General features: G+C 62.4%; 28 protein-coding genes, 1 tRNA gene and 1 pseudogene. 1 reads left to right on the forward strand and 29 read right to left on the reverse strand.

The window, feature by feature from the left end; all coding sequences use genetic code 11:
* Positions 1-16: 16 nt before the first annotated feature.
* Complete coding sequence (locus ACGGKE_RS03640) at positions 17-937, reverse strand: SPOR domain-containing protein (protein ID WP_394440116.1); 921 nt, start codon at positions 935-937, stop codon at positions 17-19.
* The gene (locus ACGGKE_RS03645; protein WP_394440118.1) at positions 921-1,970 is read right to left on the reverse strand and encodes a lytic transglycosylase domain-containing protein; all 1,050 of its coding nucleotides are present in this window, start codon (positions 1,968-1,970) and stop codon (positions 921-923) included. The genes ACGGKE_RS03640 and ACGGKE_RS03645 overlap by 17 nt, the downstream gene beginning before the upstream one ends.
* Before the next feature lie 131 nt (positions 1,971-2,101).
* Between ACGGKE_RS03645 and ACGGKE_RS03650 the strand changes: the two genes are divergently transcribed.
* Positions 2,102-2,191 (forward strand) — tRNA-Ser (locus tag ACGGKE_RS03650).
* Positions 2,192-2,218: 27 nt separating this feature from the next.
* On the opposite strand, the gene ACGGKE_RS03655 is transcribed toward ACGGKE_RS03650, so the two are convergent.
* The 27 genes and pseudogenes from ACGGKE_RS03655 to ACGGKE_RS03785 all read right to left on the reverse strand — a co-directional run bounded on the left by ACGGKE_RS03655 (position 2,219) and on the right by ACGGKE_RS03785 (position 15,263).
* Complete coding sequence (locus ACGGKE_RS03655; protein ID WP_394440120.1) at positions 2,219-3,307, reverse strand: tyrosine-type recombinase/integrase; 1,089 nt, start codon at positions 3,305-3,307, stop codon at positions 2,219-2,221.
* Positions 3,294-3,473: a hypothetical protein gene (locus tag ACGGKE_RS03660; protein WP_394440122.1), complete on the reverse strand. Its 180-nt coding sequence runs from the start codon at positions 3,471-3,473 to the stop codon at positions 3,294-3,296. The genes ACGGKE_RS03655 and ACGGKE_RS03660 overlap by 14 nt, the downstream gene beginning before the upstream one ends.
* Positions 3,473-3,640: a hypothetical protein gene (locus ACGGKE_RS03665; protein WP_394440124.1), complete on the reverse strand. Its 168-nt coding sequence runs from the start codon at positions 3,638-3,640 to the stop codon at positions 3,473-3,475. The genes ACGGKE_RS03660 and ACGGKE_RS03665 overlap by 1 nt, the downstream gene beginning before the upstream one ends.
* 8 nt (positions 3,641-3,648) lie before the next feature.
* Positions 3,649-4,062, reverse strand: coding sequence for a hypothetical protein (locus ACGGKE_RS03670; protein ID WP_394440126.1), 414 nt, complete (start codon positions 4,060-4,062; stop codon positions 3,649-3,651).
* Positions 4,059-4,262 carry a hypothetical protein gene (locus tag ACGGKE_RS03675; protein ID WP_394440128.1) on the reverse strand — a complete coding sequence of 68 codons (204 nt, stop codon included), beginning with the start codon at positions 4,260-4,262 and terminating at the stop codon, positions 4,059-4,061. Before ACGGKE_RS03675 ends, ACGGKE_RS03670 begins: the two co-directional genes overlap by 4 nt.
* Positions 4,259-4,540 (reverse strand): hypothetical protein, encoded by a 282-nt coding sequence (locus ACGGKE_RS03680; protein ID WP_394440130.1) that lies wholly within the window; start codon positions 4,538-4,540, stop codon positions 4,259-4,261. Before ACGGKE_RS03680 ends, ACGGKE_RS03675 begins: the two co-directional genes overlap by 4 nt.
* Before the next feature lie 168 nt (positions 4,541-4,708).
* Positions 4,709-5,851 carry a Lar family restriction alleviation protein gene (locus tag ACGGKE_RS03685; RefSeq protein ID WP_394440132.1) on the reverse strand — a complete coding sequence of 381 codons (1,143 nt, stop codon included), beginning with the start codon at positions 5,849-5,851 and terminating at the stop codon, positions 4,709-4,711.
* Positions 5,841-6,026 carry a hypothetical protein gene (locus tag ACGGKE_RS03690; RefSeq protein ID WP_394440134.1) on the reverse strand — a complete coding sequence of 62 codons (186 nt, stop codon included), beginning with the start codon at positions 6,024-6,026 and terminating at the stop codon, positions 5,841-5,843. Before ACGGKE_RS03690 ends, ACGGKE_RS03685 begins: the two co-directional genes overlap by 11 nt.
* Before the next feature lie 112 nt (positions 6,027-6,138).
* The gene (locus ACGGKE_RS03695; RefSeq protein WP_394440136.1) at positions 6,139-6,276 is read right to left on the reverse strand and encodes a hypothetical protein; all 138 of its coding nucleotides are present in this window, start codon (positions 6,274-6,276) and stop codon (positions 6,139-6,141) included.
* Positions 6,273-6,599 (reverse strand): hypothetical protein, encoded by a 327-nt coding sequence (locus ACGGKE_RS03700; RefSeq protein ID WP_394440138.1) that lies wholly within the window; start codon positions 6,597-6,599, stop codon positions 6,273-6,275. Before ACGGKE_RS03700 ends, ACGGKE_RS03695 begins: the two co-directional genes overlap by 4 nt.
* 274 nt (positions 6,600-6,873) lie before the next feature.
* Positions 6,874-7,104, reverse strand: a complete 231-nt coding sequence (locus tag ACGGKE_RS03705) for a hypothetical protein (RefSeq protein WP_394440140.1) — start codon at positions 7,102-7,104, stop codon at positions 6,874-6,876.
* Between the two features lie 11 nt (positions 7,105-7,115).
* A complete protein-coding gene (locus tag ACGGKE_RS03710) occupies positions 7,116-7,391 on the reverse strand; it encodes a hypothetical protein (protein ID WP_394440142.1) in 276 nt (91 codons plus the stop codon).
* Complete coding sequence (locus tag ACGGKE_RS03715) at positions 7,391-8,332, reverse strand: RecT family recombinase (protein WP_394440144.1); 942 nt, start codon at positions 8,330-8,332, stop codon at positions 7,391-7,393. The genes ACGGKE_RS03710 and ACGGKE_RS03715 overlap by 1 nt, the downstream gene beginning before the upstream one ends.
* A gap of 12 nt (positions 8,333-8,344) precedes the next feature.
* Positions 8,345-8,662 (reverse strand): hypothetical protein, encoded by a 318-nt coding sequence (locus ACGGKE_RS03720; RefSeq protein ID WP_394440146.1) that lies wholly within the window; start codon positions 8,660-8,662, stop codon positions 8,345-8,347.
* Positions 8,662-9,432 (reverse strand): hypothetical protein, encoded by a 771-nt coding sequence (locus tag ACGGKE_RS03725; protein ID WP_394440148.1) that lies wholly within the window; start codon positions 9,430-9,432, stop codon positions 8,662-8,664. The genes ACGGKE_RS03720 and ACGGKE_RS03725 overlap by 1 nt, the downstream gene beginning before the upstream one ends.
* Before the next feature lie 10 nt (positions 9,433-9,442).
* Positions 9,443-9,838: a hypothetical protein gene (locus ACGGKE_RS03730; protein WP_394440150.1), complete on the reverse strand. Its 396-nt coding sequence runs from the start codon at positions 9,836-9,838 to the stop codon at positions 9,443-9,445.
* A gap of 94 nt (positions 9,839-9,932) precedes the next feature.
* The gene (locus ACGGKE_RS03735) at positions 9,933-10,235 is read right to left on the reverse strand and encodes a hypothetical protein (RefSeq protein ID WP_394440152.1); all 303 of its coding nucleotides are present in this window, start codon (positions 10,233-10,235) and stop codon (positions 9,933-9,935) included.
* Positions 10,232-10,513 (reverse strand): hypothetical protein, encoded by a 282-nt coding sequence (locus tag ACGGKE_RS03740; RefSeq protein ID WP_394440154.1) that lies wholly within the window; start codon positions 10,511-10,513, stop codon positions 10,232-10,234. The genes ACGGKE_RS03735 and ACGGKE_RS03740 overlap by 4 nt, the downstream gene beginning before the upstream one ends.
* Positions 10,506-10,643 carry a hypothetical protein gene (locus ACGGKE_RS03745; RefSeq protein WP_394442099.1) on the reverse strand — a complete coding sequence of 46 codons (138 nt, stop codon included), beginning with the start codon at positions 10,641-10,643 and terminating at the stop codon, positions 10,506-10,508. The genes ACGGKE_RS03740 and ACGGKE_RS03745 overlap by 8 nt, the downstream gene beginning before the upstream one ends.
* Before the next feature lie 27 nt (positions 10,644-10,670).
* Positions 10,671-10,898 (reverse strand): annotated as a pseudogene (locus ACGGKE_RS03750) (hypothetical protein); the annotation flags it as partial.
* Positions 10,880-11,110 carry a hypothetical protein gene (locus ACGGKE_RS03755; RefSeq protein WP_394440156.1) on the reverse strand — a complete coding sequence of 77 codons (231 nt, stop codon included), beginning with the start codon at positions 11,108-11,110 and terminating at the stop codon, positions 10,880-10,882. The pseudogene ACGGKE_RS03750 and the gene ACGGKE_RS03755, both read right to left, overlap by 19 nt.
* The gene (locus ACGGKE_RS03760) at positions 11,107-11,418 is read right to left on the reverse strand and encodes a hypothetical protein (protein WP_394440158.1); all 312 of its coding nucleotides are present in this window, start codon (positions 11,416-11,418) and stop codon (positions 11,107-11,109) included. The genes ACGGKE_RS03755 and ACGGKE_RS03760 overlap by 4 nt, the downstream gene beginning before the upstream one ends.
* A 24-nt stretch (positions 11,419-11,442) precedes the next feature.
* Positions 11,443-11,862, reverse strand: coding sequence for a hypothetical protein (locus tag ACGGKE_RS03765; protein ID WP_394440160.1), 420 nt, complete (start codon positions 11,860-11,862; stop codon positions 11,443-11,445).
* Between the two features lie 25 nt (positions 11,863-11,887).
* Positions 11,888-12,616, reverse strand: coding sequence for an IS21-like element helper ATPase IstB (istB, locus tag ACGGKE_RS03770; RefSeq protein WP_037482228.1), 729 nt, complete (start codon positions 12,614-12,616; stop codon positions 11,888-11,890).
* Positions 12,603-14,117, reverse strand: a complete 1,515-nt coding sequence (gene istA / locus ACGGKE_RS03775; RefSeq protein ID WP_394436753.1) for an IS21 family transposase — start codon at positions 14,115-14,117, stop codon at positions 12,603-12,605. Before istA ends, istB begins: the two co-directional genes overlap by 14 nt.
* 61 nt (positions 14,118-14,178) lie before the next feature.
* Positions 14,179-14,925: a hypothetical protein gene (locus ACGGKE_RS03780; protein ID WP_394440162.1), complete on the reverse strand. Its 747-nt coding sequence runs from the start codon at positions 14,923-14,925 to the stop codon at positions 14,179-14,181.
* An 89-nt stretch (positions 14,926-15,014) separates the two neighbouring features.
* The gene (locus ACGGKE_RS03785; protein WP_394440164.1) at positions 15,015-15,263 is read right to left on the reverse strand and encodes a hypothetical protein; all 249 of its coding nucleotides are present in this window, start codon (positions 15,261-15,263) and stop codon (positions 15,015-15,017) included.
* Between the last annotated feature and the right edge of the window lie 49 nt (positions 15,264-15,312).

The following is a 15,312-nucleotide window of genomic DNA, read 5'->3' on the forward strand; positions in this document are numbered from 1 at the left end:
CTTCGGGGCTTGTCGGCTATCGCTCGTCATTAGCCATGATCGGCATGTTCGCAAGACCTTGCGCCGCTGCGGCGCGGACGCCGGCCTGCGCCGCCTGCCGCGTGGGATATGGCCCGAAGCGCACGCGCCACAGTCCCTGGCCACCATGCACCTGCGCGCCGATCCGCTTGGCCAAGGCATCGGCGTTCGCGCGCGAGGAGAAAGCGCCGACCTGCACGACATAGCCGCCTTTCGTCATGGCGGGCGTAGCCGGGGGCGTAGGAGTTTTGCCGCGCGGCGCGGTGGGTTTTGCTGGCGTGTCGAATGACGCGCCTGCCCGCACGAGCGGCGCGGGGGTGGGCGTCGAAGCGACCGTCGGCGTCGTGGCTGGTGATGCAGCTTTCCTGGGCATTCTCTCGCGCAGCACCTTCAGCAGGGCCGGTGGGCTTTCCAGCCGCTCGGCGGCGCGTTCATGACGGCGCAGCGCCACCTGATCCTGATCGGGCGGATTGACGCGCCGGACGCGCACGGGCGCAGGGCCGCCTGCGAGCCCCAACTGCGCCATCGCACCGGGCGACAGACCGATGATCCGATCATTGCGCATCGGCCCGCGGTCATTGATCCGCACCAGGATCGTGCGTCCGCTGTCGAGCGCCGTCACTTCGACATAGCTGGGCAGCGGCAGGCTCTTGTGCGCGGCAGTGATCGCGCTCGCCACGAAGGTCTCTCCATAGGCGGTCGTGGCGCCTCTGCTGCCAGCGTCTATCGGCTCGGCATAGCCCAGTTCATCATAAGATGCTGGATCGGCGGGGCGATATGTCACGCCCGCGACGCTATAGGGCTCTCCCAGCAGCACCGGGCGGTCCTCCACCATGGCGGCGGGGCCTTGGGCAAGCGTCATGCCTGTGCCGAACGTCGCCGCCAGCGCGGCGAAGACCGCCTTATTGCCTGACCGCATCCGCCAGCAATCCCACCGACAAGGCGTAGAAGTTCGAGCAGTTATAATCGAGAATCGCGCGATAATTGCTGGTCAGCAGGTAAGCGGTCTTGCCTGGCCCATCGGGCTCCAGCAACGTCGCCATCATGCTGTCGGCCGGCCAGCGCCCGCTTTCGGGCACCAGCCCAAGCCGGCGCCATTCCGCCATCGTCATCCAGCGGCTATGCCGGTTGAACACGCGCGGGCAGCGGGGCGGGTTGGTGCGGGCGGACAGCGACGCGCGGTTCAGTCCAGAGGGCACCGACACCGCGACGCCCCAGGGCTCGCCGCGCCGCCAGCCGGAATGCACGAAATAATTGGCGATCGACGCCAGCGCATCGGCCTCGCTGGTCCATATGTCGGCCTTGCCGTCGCCATCGCCATCCTTGGCCAGGCGCAGATAGACGCTCGGCAGGAATTGCGGATAGCCCGTGGCGCCGGCCCAGCTGCCCACCAGCCGGCTGCGCGGCACGCCATTGTCCAGCATCTTGAGCGTGGCGAGCAATTCGGGTTCGAACAGGCTGCGTCTGCGCCCTTCCCAGGCCAGCGTCGCCAGCGACCGGATCAGGTCGAAATCGCCAGTGTAGGACCCATAGTTGGTTTCATGGCCGAAGATCGCGACCATGATCTCCTCGGGAACGCCCGTTTCCGCCTCGATCCGAGCCAGCCGCGCGCGATTTGCCTGATAAGCGATCCGGCCGCGGCTGATCCGCGCGGCATCGACATGCTTGACGCGATAGGGCTCGAAATTGGGAATCGGCGCATAAGCGCCGCCGCCCGGCTGGTTCTGGTCCAATTCGATGACGCGGGGATTGGGCGTCAGTTCCGGCAGCACGGCGTTCAGCGTCGCGTCGCTGATGCCCATCGCCCGCGCCTTGGGCCGCAGGCTTTCCAGATAGGATTGAAAATCGCCGCTGGTCTGCGCGATCGCCGGCGCGGGCGTCGCCGCGCCCACGAAAGCCGTCGCGGTCGTGACCCAAAATGCCGACAGAATTGAGCGCAAAGAATCTCCCATGACCCTGTTGTTGCATAGGCCATGGCGGCCATGAAACCCCCTATCGAAGCCGCTGCGCCAAGAAGACGATGAACCGAGCCGGTCGATTTTGCGCTTGGCAACCGCGCAATCGACGCTAGGAAGCGGGCCAGGGACAGGTGGCCGAGTGGTTTAAGGCAGCGGTCTTGAAAACCGCCGTGGGTTCACGCCCACCGTGGGTTCGAATCCCACCCTGTCCGCCACCTGTCAAGCCAGAAACGGCAGTTTCTCTAGGCATTTTCGCCTCCTTCGTCGCGGTTCGCCAGCCCTCGGTTTTTCAGGTTCGCCAAGGCCGACGATGACAATATTTCGCTGTTCGCCATTGCGGCGTAATAGATGAACGTGGCGTTCTTCTTATGTCCGGTGATCGCCCTGCCCTCTGCATCGGTCGCGCCGGACTCTGCCAGGCGGCGGCTCATGGCCTTACGCAGGCCATGGAGCGAGCAATGAGGAAGCCCTGCCTTGTCGCACCATTCGCGCACCTTGTTGCCAAAGCCCGCGACGGAATAGGGCTTGCCGAAGCTGGTCAGCAGGAAATATTCCATCCCCGCGACAGGCAGCGCCTCGATCGCTTCCCTCGTTTCGCTCAGGCATTCGATGATCGCGGGATTGTTGCCCTTGGCGTGCGCGATATGAAACTTGCCGTCTATAAGCTGATCGCGGCGCAGGGTGGCGACATTGCAACGGCGGGCGGCAGTGTTGAGCGCAATTTCAAGAGCGGCGCGGGCCATCGTTCCAACGGGCCAGCGCGCGCGATACTGCGCTATCTCGTCCTCGGTCCACGTATGGAAGCCTTTGCCGGGCTTGTAGGTGTCCGTCTCCGCAACGGGGTTGTCCTGCCTTATCCCGGCCTTGACGGCGATGCGAAACAGCCGCTTGAGAACCTTCCGGAGATTGTTCGCTGCTGCCGGGGTTTCGCTCATGCTGCCCAGCAGATCGTCTATATGCGCGGTGGTCATCGACGCGGCCGGCAGGTCCCCGTAGCGCTTGCCCGACGCCTTCCTGCGGTCGCGGAACCGCTCTATGATGCCGCGATAGGTGGCTTGGCTGTTCGCCGCCATCTTCTTCCATCCCGGCGACTGGTAATAGCGGATGCAAAGATCATCGATCGACCCCTTGATGATGGGCTTGGCGGTGATGATCGACTTGACCGTCTTCGCTTCCAGCGCGGCCGCATATTCGGCGCGGAAGTCCTCAGTGCCTGGCTGACTTTTGAAATGGTGCGGCTCATAGCCCGCCTTGCGAAACCGATAGCGAGGCTTCCCATGCCGGTCCTTATATTCGGTAACGCCGTCAGGGAGCCAGCTACGCCGCGTCATTTTCATCCCATGGGTTGATCGTGCTTTTCTCATCGTCGCCTAGCACAAGCTCAATCCGGCTGTTAGCGAGGTCGAAAATCACCCTGCCCTTTTGGATGCCGGCGCTGTCGATCAGACGGGCGATCTGGTCGACTTCGTGCTGACGGATGCGAACCTGGCGTCCCATCACCCCTCCTTCGCCTTGCGGATCATGGCGAAATGTTCGGCAAGAACGCGGCGCTGCTCTGCCAGCAACTGCGATGATCGATCCAGATGACCAGCAGTGTCCCGATAGGCCCGCCTTGCCAATTCGAGTCCGAAGCATAGGCCGATAAGGATGCCGATGATCAGCATTGGCCAATTCATGGCTTGGGTTCCTTGTGCTGGAGGGCTTCAGGATACTTAGTGAGTGTGGCATCTATCGTGATGAGCGTTGCCCGGTCATCGTCCAGCAACTCTCCCATGCAGCAGGCGCACTCTTCGCCCCAATCGCCCCGCCCCGGGCGCTTCATATATCCGTCGATGTCATCGATGATCCGACGCGCTCGGCGTAGCGCTGTGACCAACGCCTCCACCTCTGCCGTCAGGGCGCGGGTTGCTTCGGTGCGACCCCTCTGCTCATCCGCGCGTATCTCGGCTTCGAAGCGGGCGAAGGCTTGGACCACATGCATTCCGATATGCGCCTTTTGGCCAGCATAGGGTGATCCGGGATACTGCATGAGGGCGATATATTCGGCCGCCGCCTCCCTCGCCCGCGCGCTGGGTGTCGTGGTCATTGGGATGGCTCCTCCGGACGGCAGGGGCTTGCCGAAATGCCGTTCTTGATCTGGCGCAGGAAGAAGGTTCTTCCGCCGACCAAATAGTGCCAGCCCCATCCTATGCCCCGGCAGCTGCGCTCGAACGTGGGTATCTCGCGAACAATAAGCGCTGCCAGCTCGGCCGCCTCATTTGGCTCACAGTGCATGATGATCTTCATTGGGATGGCTCCTTGAGGGCGGCGTCGATGCGCTCTATGAATGTCTCAATCATTACCGAGGGGTGGCCATTAGACAGCGCCGAAATGAGCACCTGCGACGCCTCAAATCCGGCCCGCGCATCTTGCAATCCCTCCATCATCCGCCCCCGCTCTGCCCGTAGAGCCTCCAGTTCGGTTAGGAAGGAGGGAGGGGAGCGCGTTGACGGCGGCGACGATGAGCCTCGCATTGCCCTCCGCAGGGTCTGTCTTTGCAGCGCGGTGAGCGTCATGATCTTCATGGACAGATACATCATTTGCCCTGGCGACAACCGGATGCCATCCATCCTCTGTGGCGATCATTGTGCGGATGAAACCCCAATCATCATGCTCTTGCGGGCGATACGCCCACGGCCCTGCCGTCGCCCGCTCCATCAGCGCCCGCAGCGCCTCTATGTCCACTGGCTGGGTCATTGGGATGGCTCCTGTTCTGGCAGACCGCAGGGTGCTAAGTCGGCGCGCTTATAGATTGGGGTTGCGAGGCGCTTCCAGCCTTCACTCCAGGCATCTGGCTTGGTCTGGTCGCCAAGGTGGCGGCAATAAAAATAGTGCCAATCATGGACGCGGAATGCCGGACAGCCTTGGCACTTCACCCATGCATCGCCGGGTAATTCGCGCCTATGATATTCGTCCGGCCTGGGTCCGATATGGTTGCTCACGACCGCCCCTCCATCCGTGCTGGCCTCATCCGTGCGGGTGAGGGCGGCGATGATCTTGTCGGCAGCGGCCAACTGATCCTTGCGATGATCGTCTACGATCCCATCATAGAGCCTTCCCGGCCCAGAAACATTATCCGCGATGATGTCGGCTATTTCCTCCCGCAGCCCAACCGGCTCGGCGGGCGCAGGGTGGGATAGGGTGTTCAATTGCTGGGCATGGCGGATTGCATTCGATAGCAAATCAAATTCGCCGTGGGTGTCACAGTATTGATCCCACACCTGATATGTCATTTTGACAGCATCTTTGCCGATGGTTGCCGGCCCAAGACCCTCGGCATTGAGCGGCATGTCAATAACGTAATAGAAGCCCTCCCCCGCAACAGCCGCAGCATCGGCGGGCGGGTGGGCTGCATCGGCGGCGGGTTGGGAGAGGGCGCTTTCAACGGCACGAAGAACATCGAACCAATGCACCGTTACGGGTCGGTTGACTTCTTGCTGATCGATGTAGGGAAAGCGCTTTTTAAGGATTTCGGCCTTGTGATCCCCCTCACCAGCAACAGCAGCGGGCGGGTGGGCGTAGAGGGGATGCTCAACCCAAGTTACCGCCATGTCTTCGCTTCGTTCTCTGCTAATTTTGTATTGATCGCCCCGCTCATACAACCAAGCCACCGCCTCCCCCGCCCCGTCATCGGATCGCGAGAGGGTGGCGCGGCGGTTCCATAGCTTTATGGCATCGTCTTTCGATGTGCAGCCACCGGGCTGCAACGCGCCGTTTGCAATGCAGACGCCCCGCTTGGTGCATTCGATCCAATATTCCGGGCGGCTTATGAGTTTCGCGGGACTTCCGCAAAACGGACACGGCTCCAGCGCCTCAACCAGCTTGTCATTCTGCATGGGGGTTCTCCAATAATCTGAGGGGCAATGGCGGGCGCTGGTCGGGCTGGACGTCATCCACGAGCCGATCGCGATAGCCGTGCTGGACTTCGCACGACGGGCAGATGCCGGAGCGGTTCGGCGCGGTGGACTCGCACTCCATGCAACTGCGGAACCAAGTGGTGCGCTGGGTCATTTCCGCGACTTCTTGATGCCTTCGGAAATGCAGTCGGCCACGAGGCTGACGATCTCATCCCTCCAGAACCAGCAGCCAAACGGGACGACAAGGAGCAGCATAGCGCTATCCATCACCGCCTCCCCACAACAGGGCTGAACCACTCCCGATGGCCTTTCGGGCGCTCGACATGCGGACGCGGCGGGTTGGTCATCAGGGCCAGCGTCTTGGCGCGCAGTTGCTCGCGCTCGCGGTCGGGGCGCGGGGTCATGCGTTGCCTCCATAGCCTTGCTCAGCTGCGCAGCGATTGGCATGCATCAGGCCAATCTTGATCCCATTGCGAAAGTTTATGCCGACAAGTTTGGCTGCGCGAGCGGTGTCGCCTTGGCGCGCCAGGTCAAAGAACATCATCCTTGCGAATATGATGCCCGCATAAATCGCGGATGCTGTTAGCGCCGTCGATTGGCGCTCAGGATCAGCGGAAGCTTCGCCATCTTCCGCAAGGGCGCGATCAAAGCGGGAGCAAATGTCCATGACATCCGCCAACTTCAGATCGTTGCCGTTAGACATGGTGATGCCAATTTTGTCGGCCATCCTATCAATCCCTTTCCCCTCACCAAATAAAGCCAGAATGGCGAGGGAATGTGCGCTCTGGCGGCGGGTTAAGACTGGGCGGATTTAGCGCGCGCTTTCTCAGCCGCTCGCTCCTGCTGTTTGCGGCGACGAGCTATTTCGCGAGCGTGCGCGTGCTGCTTCGGCTCTGGCTTGGGTTCGGGATCACGCGGTGTGAGGTTTTCACCCTCAGGAACAACCGACATGCCCATCGAGGCGCAAGCCAAGCCAACGAGGGACATCACAGCATGCCGCCTCACGACACCGCCTCCCCGCCCTGCTTCGCCTTCGGGATCAGCCGCCCCGTCTTGGGGTCGCGAAGCTGGCCGTTGGCGCGCCAGTTGGCGAGTTGGGCCAGCAACTGCGTATTTTCCCGCTGCAATCGTCCGATCGTCTCGGCATCGCGCGCGGCCTGTTTCTCGCGCTGGGCGATCAGGTCATTCCCCGACGCCATCATCTGGTCGAACCGCTTCTTCGTTACGAACATCTGCTGTCTCCTTATGCTGCGATTTCATCGGGATAAGGCTCCGAAATCAGCCGGAAGCCGAGCGCGCGGTGGCCGCCGCCCTTGCCTTCGATCACGTAGCCATCTTCACGCAGGCCATGCATCACCAGGTCGAGCGCCGACTTGTGCCCGATGCACGCTGCCTCGCGCAGTTTCGCGCCGTGGACCCACTTGCCGCCCCGGAGCATCGCGAGGATGATCGCGCGGCGGCGATAGGTCTGCTTGCGACGGGCGCGGCGCTGGCGGGGGAATGGGGCTTCGGTGGGCATTACTTCGCGCCCAGCTCGGTCTTGCGGACGCCGGCATGGTCGCGCAGTTCATCATATTCTTCGTCGGTCAGATCGGGCAGCGCGGCTTCCAGCTTGGCGTTGATGTCGATCACCGTCTCGCAGCGGTCGATTTCCGCCATGGCCTGGTCGAGCGTCAGGCGTTCGCCACGGTCGGCGTCGGCGGGACCTTCCTGCCAGCCACTGGTCTGCGCATCGAGCGCGCGCGCGGTTTCTTCGTCGTCGGCGATTTCGGCAGTCGCAGGATCATGCGCGATCTGCGCCGTCTGCTGCCGGGTCGGCGGCGGCGTGACATTGCGTGCATCCACCATGGGGGCATTTTGGATGACCTCGGTTTCGTCATCAGCGTAGATGCCGGAAAATCCGAATGCGTAGCGCGCGCCCTGGATCAGCGCACGGTGGCGCAGCATCCGGCAGGGCGTCTTGTTCCACGGGTCGGTGTTGCGCTTGCACTCGTCCAGATATTCGGTGACGCGGATGGGCCGGCTGCGATCCTTGCGATAGATCACTGCTTCGATGCCATACAGCTTGCCCTCTGCGTCCGGCAGGTCGTTGAACTCGATGCCGTCGAACTGCGGGTGATCGTTCATGATCTTCACCCAGCCATCGATCGAGACCAGCGGAACGATGCCGCCGCCCTTCGCCGAAAAGGCGTAGATTTCCTTGGTCAGGGGGTTCAGCTTGTATTCGTTGGCGACGATGACCAGCGCGACGAACTCGGCGTCGGAGCAATTCTTGAACACGGTGGATTTCAGCGTGTTCGACAGGTTCGCTTCGGAGACGCCAAGGCGGCTAGCCATGAGGGCCAGCGCGCTCGGCGGCCGGCGCTTCTGCGCTTCGATATTGGCGACATTTTGATTGATCTGCTCGTCCTGCCGGGCAATTGCGGCGGCGCGAGCGGGGCGATGGGAAACGGCGTTCATGGGGGATGCTCCTCAGAAAGGAATGCAGTCGCATTCGAGAAATTTGCTTTTGCAGTCAGGGCAGATTTGTTGATCGAGTTGGCGGCGACGCTTCGCTGCGCGTTTTTCTCGCTGCATTTCCTGGCTTTGCTCGACAGTAGCCGCACCCATCGCCTGCAATTCCTGATCGACCAGCATTCTGGCCAATTCCCTGCGCGGTCCCGTCAGCATCCCCATCTGCGCGTGTAGGCCGTGCAGTTTGAAGATGTTGAAGTTGCGGATGGTCGCTGCTTGCTGGGCAGGCGTTTGCTTGCTTGCTCGGTCAGGATCATATGGGCGCGGCTTGAACATCAGCGGTTGCTCGCCTTCACGTCCGACCAGATGCGGACGCCGGGGATTTCATGGACGCCGCCGCGAACCATGTTCTTGATGGCGGTGTCGATCGCATCACGAACCTTGCTGTTGTTGGCGACGGCCATGAAGGCGAGTTCATAATCTTCGACCTGCGACAGCCAGACGCGCGTGCCGCTCACCGCCGCACCATAGTCGCCGCGAATGATCTGACGTTCCGGTTCGGGCGCAGGCGGCGGGGGTGGAGGTGGCGCAGCTTCGACTGGCGCTTCCGGTTCGCTGGCGGCGCGCTCGGCAGCAAGCCGCTCCTGTTCGGCGCGCCATGCGGCTTCCTCTGCCTCGCGCTGGCGGCGCAACTCAGCCTGGCGGATTGCCTCCTGTTCGCGCAGGAATTGCGTCTGCTTGGCTTCGACCTTGCTCTTGGCGGTATCGAGCGGGCCGCGCAGTTCGTTCTTCGCCGCATCGACAGCGCGACCGGCCGCCAGATACGGTGCCTTCGTCGTGGTATGCGCGTCATCGACCACCTTGGAAGCGGCGCGGATCTGCTTGACCAGCTCACCACAGCGGCCGGCGCTTTCTTCGTCGGTCGCAGTCGCGCGATCGGCGGCGGCAAGAAGCTGGTCGATACGGTCGCGCAGCCCCGGCTTGGCGGCCTCTAGCGCTTCATCGAAAGCGTGCTTTGCCTCCACGTCCATGGGCGGACGGTTGCCGCCAATGACGGCGCGGGGGTTTTCGGTGTCGGTGCGCCGAGGCGCGGCAATCGTCGTCATGTCGGCTCCTTCAGAATAAAATCGGGGATGAAAGCGGGTCGGCCCGGCGATGCGGGTTCGCCAGCGGGCTTGTCGGCGCATGATCGCGCGCCCAATCCTGGACTGCGCAAAGATGGCGGTATTCGTCGGCGTCGATCGGGGCGGCTGCACACTTGGGCCAGACCCGTTCAAGCTCGATCGCTGCGCCATTCGCCTGCGCCTGCCAGCGGTGTGACCGATCAAGTTCCTCGCCCGTTACCGGGTCCATCGGCGCGCCGTGCCAGATGCGAATGCCGCAATAGGCAGCGCCAGAGCGAAGACGCATCCGGTAGAAGCCGGCGATCGGGCGATCAGGATCGAAGCCATCGGCCTTCGCGTCGCGGCGAGCGCTGTAGTCGAGGCGTTCCCTCACAACACGCACACCCAAGCCATCGCAAAAACGATCACCGCCGTTGCGATAGCCTCCCCTGTAGACAGTCGGATATGCGAACCAGAGCAGCGGAGCGCGGAGAGGATGCGGGTCATGAGAGCCTCCGCTTTTCTTCGGCGGCGCGCTGATATTGCTCTGCCATCGTGACGGGTGGTTCGCCTTCACACATGTCGGAGAATGCGTCCGCCGCAGCGTCGTCAATCTCGTCCTGCGTCATCGGGCGCCAGCCGTGGCCTGCGCAGTCGGGGCAATCGACCGTGAAGTCGTCAGGCGAAAGATCGTCCATCCCGACAAAGCGCGAGCGGCGGTTGGGATTGACGCCGCACACTTCGCCGTGACCATTGCAGGTCGTGCATTCGACATCGGGCACGAAGCCGTTGAGGTAATGGGTCATTTCATTGACCTTTCGCAGTGGAAGCAATTGTTCGGGCCGCTTTCCATCGAGGTGTCGACGTGGTGGCGACCATCATGCGATGCCGGGCATTCCGGCTCTGCATCCGGATCGAAATTGTCGTCCTCTTGCTCAATCAGGGTCAGGATCGGGTGCCGACGAATTTCGACGCCTCGCGCTTTCAGAGCCTCGGCAATCAGGTCGTAGGCTTGACCGAACCGGCCATCTTTCCAGCCTCCAGCGCCTTCGTAGGCGGCGCGATCAGGGATGCGGTCAGCCATGGGGAGCCTCCAGCTTGGAGAGGAGGGCGCGGACTTTGGCGACAGTTTCGGAATGCAGGGGATCGGAGTGCCAGCCATCATGGCCAGCTTCACCAGCCTCATCCGACACTTCCCGCAGCGCGTCGATCATCTCAGGGTCAGGCTGGCGGCGGTTCCAATGCCGGATGGCTTCCGCCTCCGTCTGGTATCCACCCACTACCGTCGAGCGGTTGGTTGCCCCGCAGCTTATGCAGTTCACGCTGTAGGCGACACTGACGGCTGAACCGTCCGCCCAACAGGTATACTCGCGGTCAAGCGGCGGGTTATAGCGCACTGACCCTATTGCAGCGTCGTGTCCGCAAAACGGGCATGGCGTAATCTGATTGCTCACAGCAGCGCCCTCCACAGCATCTCAGGATCGACCTGAGCGGCATTGAGGGCGATGCGCGCATTTTGGACGGACGCCTTCCAGCTGCGCTCCAGCCGCTGACGTTCCTCAAAGCCGCTGCGATGCTCCCTGAGCGCGCGTTCGGCCTCCGACACGGTGCGCAGGGCCAGCATGAGGTTCATGGCCGATGCGTTTTCGCAGGCGGCGTGAACTTGGGCGATGGCGTTCATTGCGCCACTCCCACGCTGGTATCGATGGGTTCGAGGTCGGTCGGGACGGCCAGGCAGACTACATCATGGCCATTAAAGCCACGCAGCATCAACAGCTGGGCCAGCGCCAATCCGGCCAACGAAAGGATTGCATCGTCGGCATCCTTGCGGGCATCACTGCCTAGATCGCCATCAGGATGCTCGTCAAAAATTTCCTGATATTCGCAAAGGCATTGCGCCATGCGTCCGAGAAAATCAGTTTGGGTCCGCGCCATGTCACGGCGGGCCGCTTCAACAACATCGCTCAAAGCCTGATGTGGATTATCCATCTCAAATCTCCTTCTGCTGGGCGATCAGGCGGCGATCGACGCGGGGCGGTTGGCTTGCGGGTCGGCAAGAATTTCCCAGCGCAGCCGGTCGTATTCGGCCCGGTCAGCTTCATCGTTCAGGTTGAAAATCGCCGGCTTGGCGGACACCGCGTCGATCACGCGATCCACGCTATCGAGGACGCCAGCGGCCAAGGTGCGGCCATCGCGGCAAGCCTGTTCGTCGGCCAGCAGCGGGCCAAGGAAGGCATTGCAGATCGCGTTCAGCCGCTGATAGCGCGGGTCGGCGTCGTCGTAGCTGTCAATCGGCGTGCAAACGGGACCCCCGATCGGCGCGCAAAAGGGACCCCCTTTCAAGGATGCCACGACGGTCGAGGAACGCGCCTTGCGCTGCGCGCGGCGTAGGGAGGGCGGAGCCCGACCGGAGGCGCGCGCAGCGCAAAGCATCTTAATCCCGGCGTGCGGCGGGGGATCAGTTTCGGTTCTTGAAGCGCCAGCTGTCATTGCCGGTCTCGATGATGTCGCAATGGTGGGTGACGCGATCGAGGAGAGCGGTGGTCATCTTGGGGTCGCCGAACACCGTCGGCCATTCCCCGAACGCCAGGTTGGTCGTGATGATGACGCTGGTTTGCTCGTAAAGTTTGCTGACCAGATGGAACAGCAACTGCCCGCCTGAACGGGCGAAGGGAAGATAGCCAAGCTCATCGAGCACGACGAGGTCGAGGCGAGAGAGCTGGGCGGCAAGCGCGCCGCTTTTTCCGATCCGGGCTTCCTCTTCGAGGCGGGTCACCAGATCCACGGTGTTGAAGTAACGCCCCCGCGCTCCAGCGCGGACGACATTGGCGGTGATGGCGATGGCCAGATGGGTTTTGCCGGTGCCGGTGCCACCGACCAGGACGACATTGCGCCGTGCGGGCAGGAACGCCCCGCCGTGCAGCGAACGGACCAGCCCCTCGTTGATCGGCGTCCCCTCGAAGTGGAAGGCATCAATGTCCTTCACCACCGGTAGCTTGGCGGCCGCCATCCGGTATCGGATCGAGGCGGCGTGGCGGTGCGTTGCCTCCGCACGCAGCAGATCGGTCAGTATCTCCATCGTCGTGCGCTGGCGCTGAAGCCCTGTGGTGACGGCCTCATCGAACGCGCCGGCCATCCCCTTGAGTCCGAGCCCGCGCATCGCGTCGATCATGTCATGCCGCTGCATGGAAGTTCCTCAGTTGGTCGTAACGGGAACAGTCGGCGATCGGCGGATGCCGCAGGGCATTGTCCTCCGACGTGACGATCGTCAGCGGTCGCGGCGGTTCGCGGCGCCGTGCCAGGATATTGAGGATCAAGTCGTCGCTCGCCGTGCCGGTTGCCAGTGCCTCCCGCACGGCGGCTTCGACGAGTTCCAGGCCATCGGTCAGCACGGCCGCCAGCACGCGCACGAACCGCCGATCGGCATCATCGCCGTTGCCCAGCTTGCGTCGCAACCGGGCGAGCGCCGGCGGCAGTTCCCAGTCCTGGAAGGGTGCGCCGTTGCGTAAAGCGCCGGGCTTGCGGGCCAGCACCGGCAGATAGTGCCAGGGATCATAGATGGTGCGGTTCCGCCCGAAGAAGCGGGGATGCTCAGCGACGACCTCATCGCCGCATCGCACGACAATGCGGTCGGCATAGGCCCGAACCTGCACCGTGCGCCGCGCCACCGTCGAGAGGACCGAGTAACGGTTGCGATCGTAGCTGATCAGGCAGGTGCCCGACACGCCGTGCTCGCTCTCGTTGAAGCCGTCGAACGGCCCCAGCATCGACTGTAATGCAGGACGTTCCATCTCCAGCATCTGCGCCACGGTCTGGTCGCCCTGCTCAGGATGGGCCTGCCGTTCGGCCCAGCGTCGGCACTCAGCTTCCAGCCAGCCATTGAGCTCCTCGAGGCTGGCGAACCGCAGACGGGGCTGGAAGAAGCGTCCCCGGATCGTCTGCACCTGGTTCTCGACCTGACCCTTCTCCCATCCCGCCGCCGGCGAGCAGGCCGTGGGCTCGACCATATAATGGTCGGCCATGATCAGGAACCGCCGGTTGAACACCCGGTCCTTGCCGGTGAACACGCTCGTCACCGCCGTCTTCATATTATCGTAGATGCCGCGCCGGGGCACGCCGCCGAAGAAGGCAAAGCCGCGCGCATGCGCGTCGAACAGCATCTCCTGGGTCTCGCGTGGATAGGCCCGGACATACACAGCCCGCGATGCGCACAGCCTCATGTGCGCGACCTTTACCCGCATCGGCTTGCCGGCGATCTCGACATCCTCGTGGCTCCAATCGAACTGGTAGGCCTCGCCGGGCTGGAACAGCATCGGAATGAAGGCCGTCGTCCCGTCGCCGACATCCCTGCGCCGCTCGATCTTCCACCGCGCCGCATAGCGGCGCACGGCATCGTAAGAGCCCTCGAAACCCTCACGCACCAGAAGGTCGTGGATACGGGTCATCCGAAGCCGGTCACGTCGGCCCCGTACCTCGTTCTCTTCCAGCAGCACATCCAGCCGATCCTGAAACGGACCGATCCGCGGCAGCGGCTGAACCTTGCGTCGATAATCAAATGCGCCTTCCGGCGCCCGGATCGCCTTGCGGATTACCTTCCGCGACACATGCAGATCACGCGCGATCGCCTTGATCGCCTTCCCGCCGGCATACTCACGCCGGATACGAACCACTGTCTCCAAAACCAACATCCCGATCTCGCCGCATGAACTTCCACGCGGCTGTGTAAGCTATCGAAATGAGGGGTCCCTTTTAGACGCCGATCACCCCGCTAACGGGGTCCTTTTTGCACGCCGATCCACAATCGGGAACGCCTGCCATCAGGTTATTGATCTTCTTTGCCAGATCACCCTGCGTCAGTTCGGATGCTTCTTGGATCATACCTGCGCGAGTCTGACGCGCCTTCTCGCAGGATTGCTGATCGCCGATGGCGCAAAGCATATCGTAAACGGCAATGACCGTCGCGCGACCGCCATTCGTCTGCTGGAGCAATTGTTGGCGAAACTGTTGCGCTAAGTTTTCCATGCGGAGGCCTTCCTGCGCTATCACGTTCGTTCGCTGGTAAAGCGTCTGATACGCACCGACGAGGATTTCCTTGTCGGCCTGCACGTCGGCCAGTTCACGCTGAAAGGCGATTTCTGCCTTGGCCTGCCCAGTGCGTTCGGCTTCCGCGATCTTCGCGCGGTACTGATCTTCGGTCAGAGTCATCTCGCCCGGAGCTGCGCCCATCTTCTGATTGAAGATGCCCGTTTCCGTCCGGGCTTCGATGGTTGCGAGAATGTCCGTTGGGCGGATGCCGGGCCGCAAGGCCAGCTCCCCGAGTGCCACGCCAGCGACGAGGATCAGCCCGCCACTCGCCAGTGCAGTCATGATCCGCCGCATGTGCCGTGGACCTTGAAATTCGGCACGCGGTGATGGCGATGGCGCGGACATCTTTGGAGGGGGATTGGTTTCGCCAACAGGCTTCATCGACGGGAGTTCGGGCGGATTGATTTGCAAAATCGCCTCCTATGCAAATGAAGCCGCAGGAACTCTGCGGCTTCACGAAGCGATAAGGTCCGATCAGAACCGTTCGGGGGGATAGGCGATTAGAATGGAATTTCGCCATCCAGATCACCGTCGCTTTCCGGGTCGTAATTGAGCATTTCGGGATAGTGGCGTTCCACGAAGTCATCATCATCTTCGATGCCGTTGCCCAGCAGAATGTCAGAGAGAATGCATCCGATAGCCCATTCTTCTGTTCCCCATCCCGCGATCAGGGTCAGGTCTTCACGGACGCTTTCATCAAACCGAATTTCGAAGGTGAGATCGCCAACCTTGGTCACTTCGATCATCATCGCACTGCCTCCTTTTAATGAAGGAGGACGACCTCGCACTCAGTATAAA

The organism is Sphingobium naphthae (assembly GCF_043589935.1).
Lineage (GTDB): Bacteria > Pseudomonadota > Alphaproteobacteria > Sphingomonadales > Sphingomonadaceae > Sphingobium > Sphingobium naphthae_A.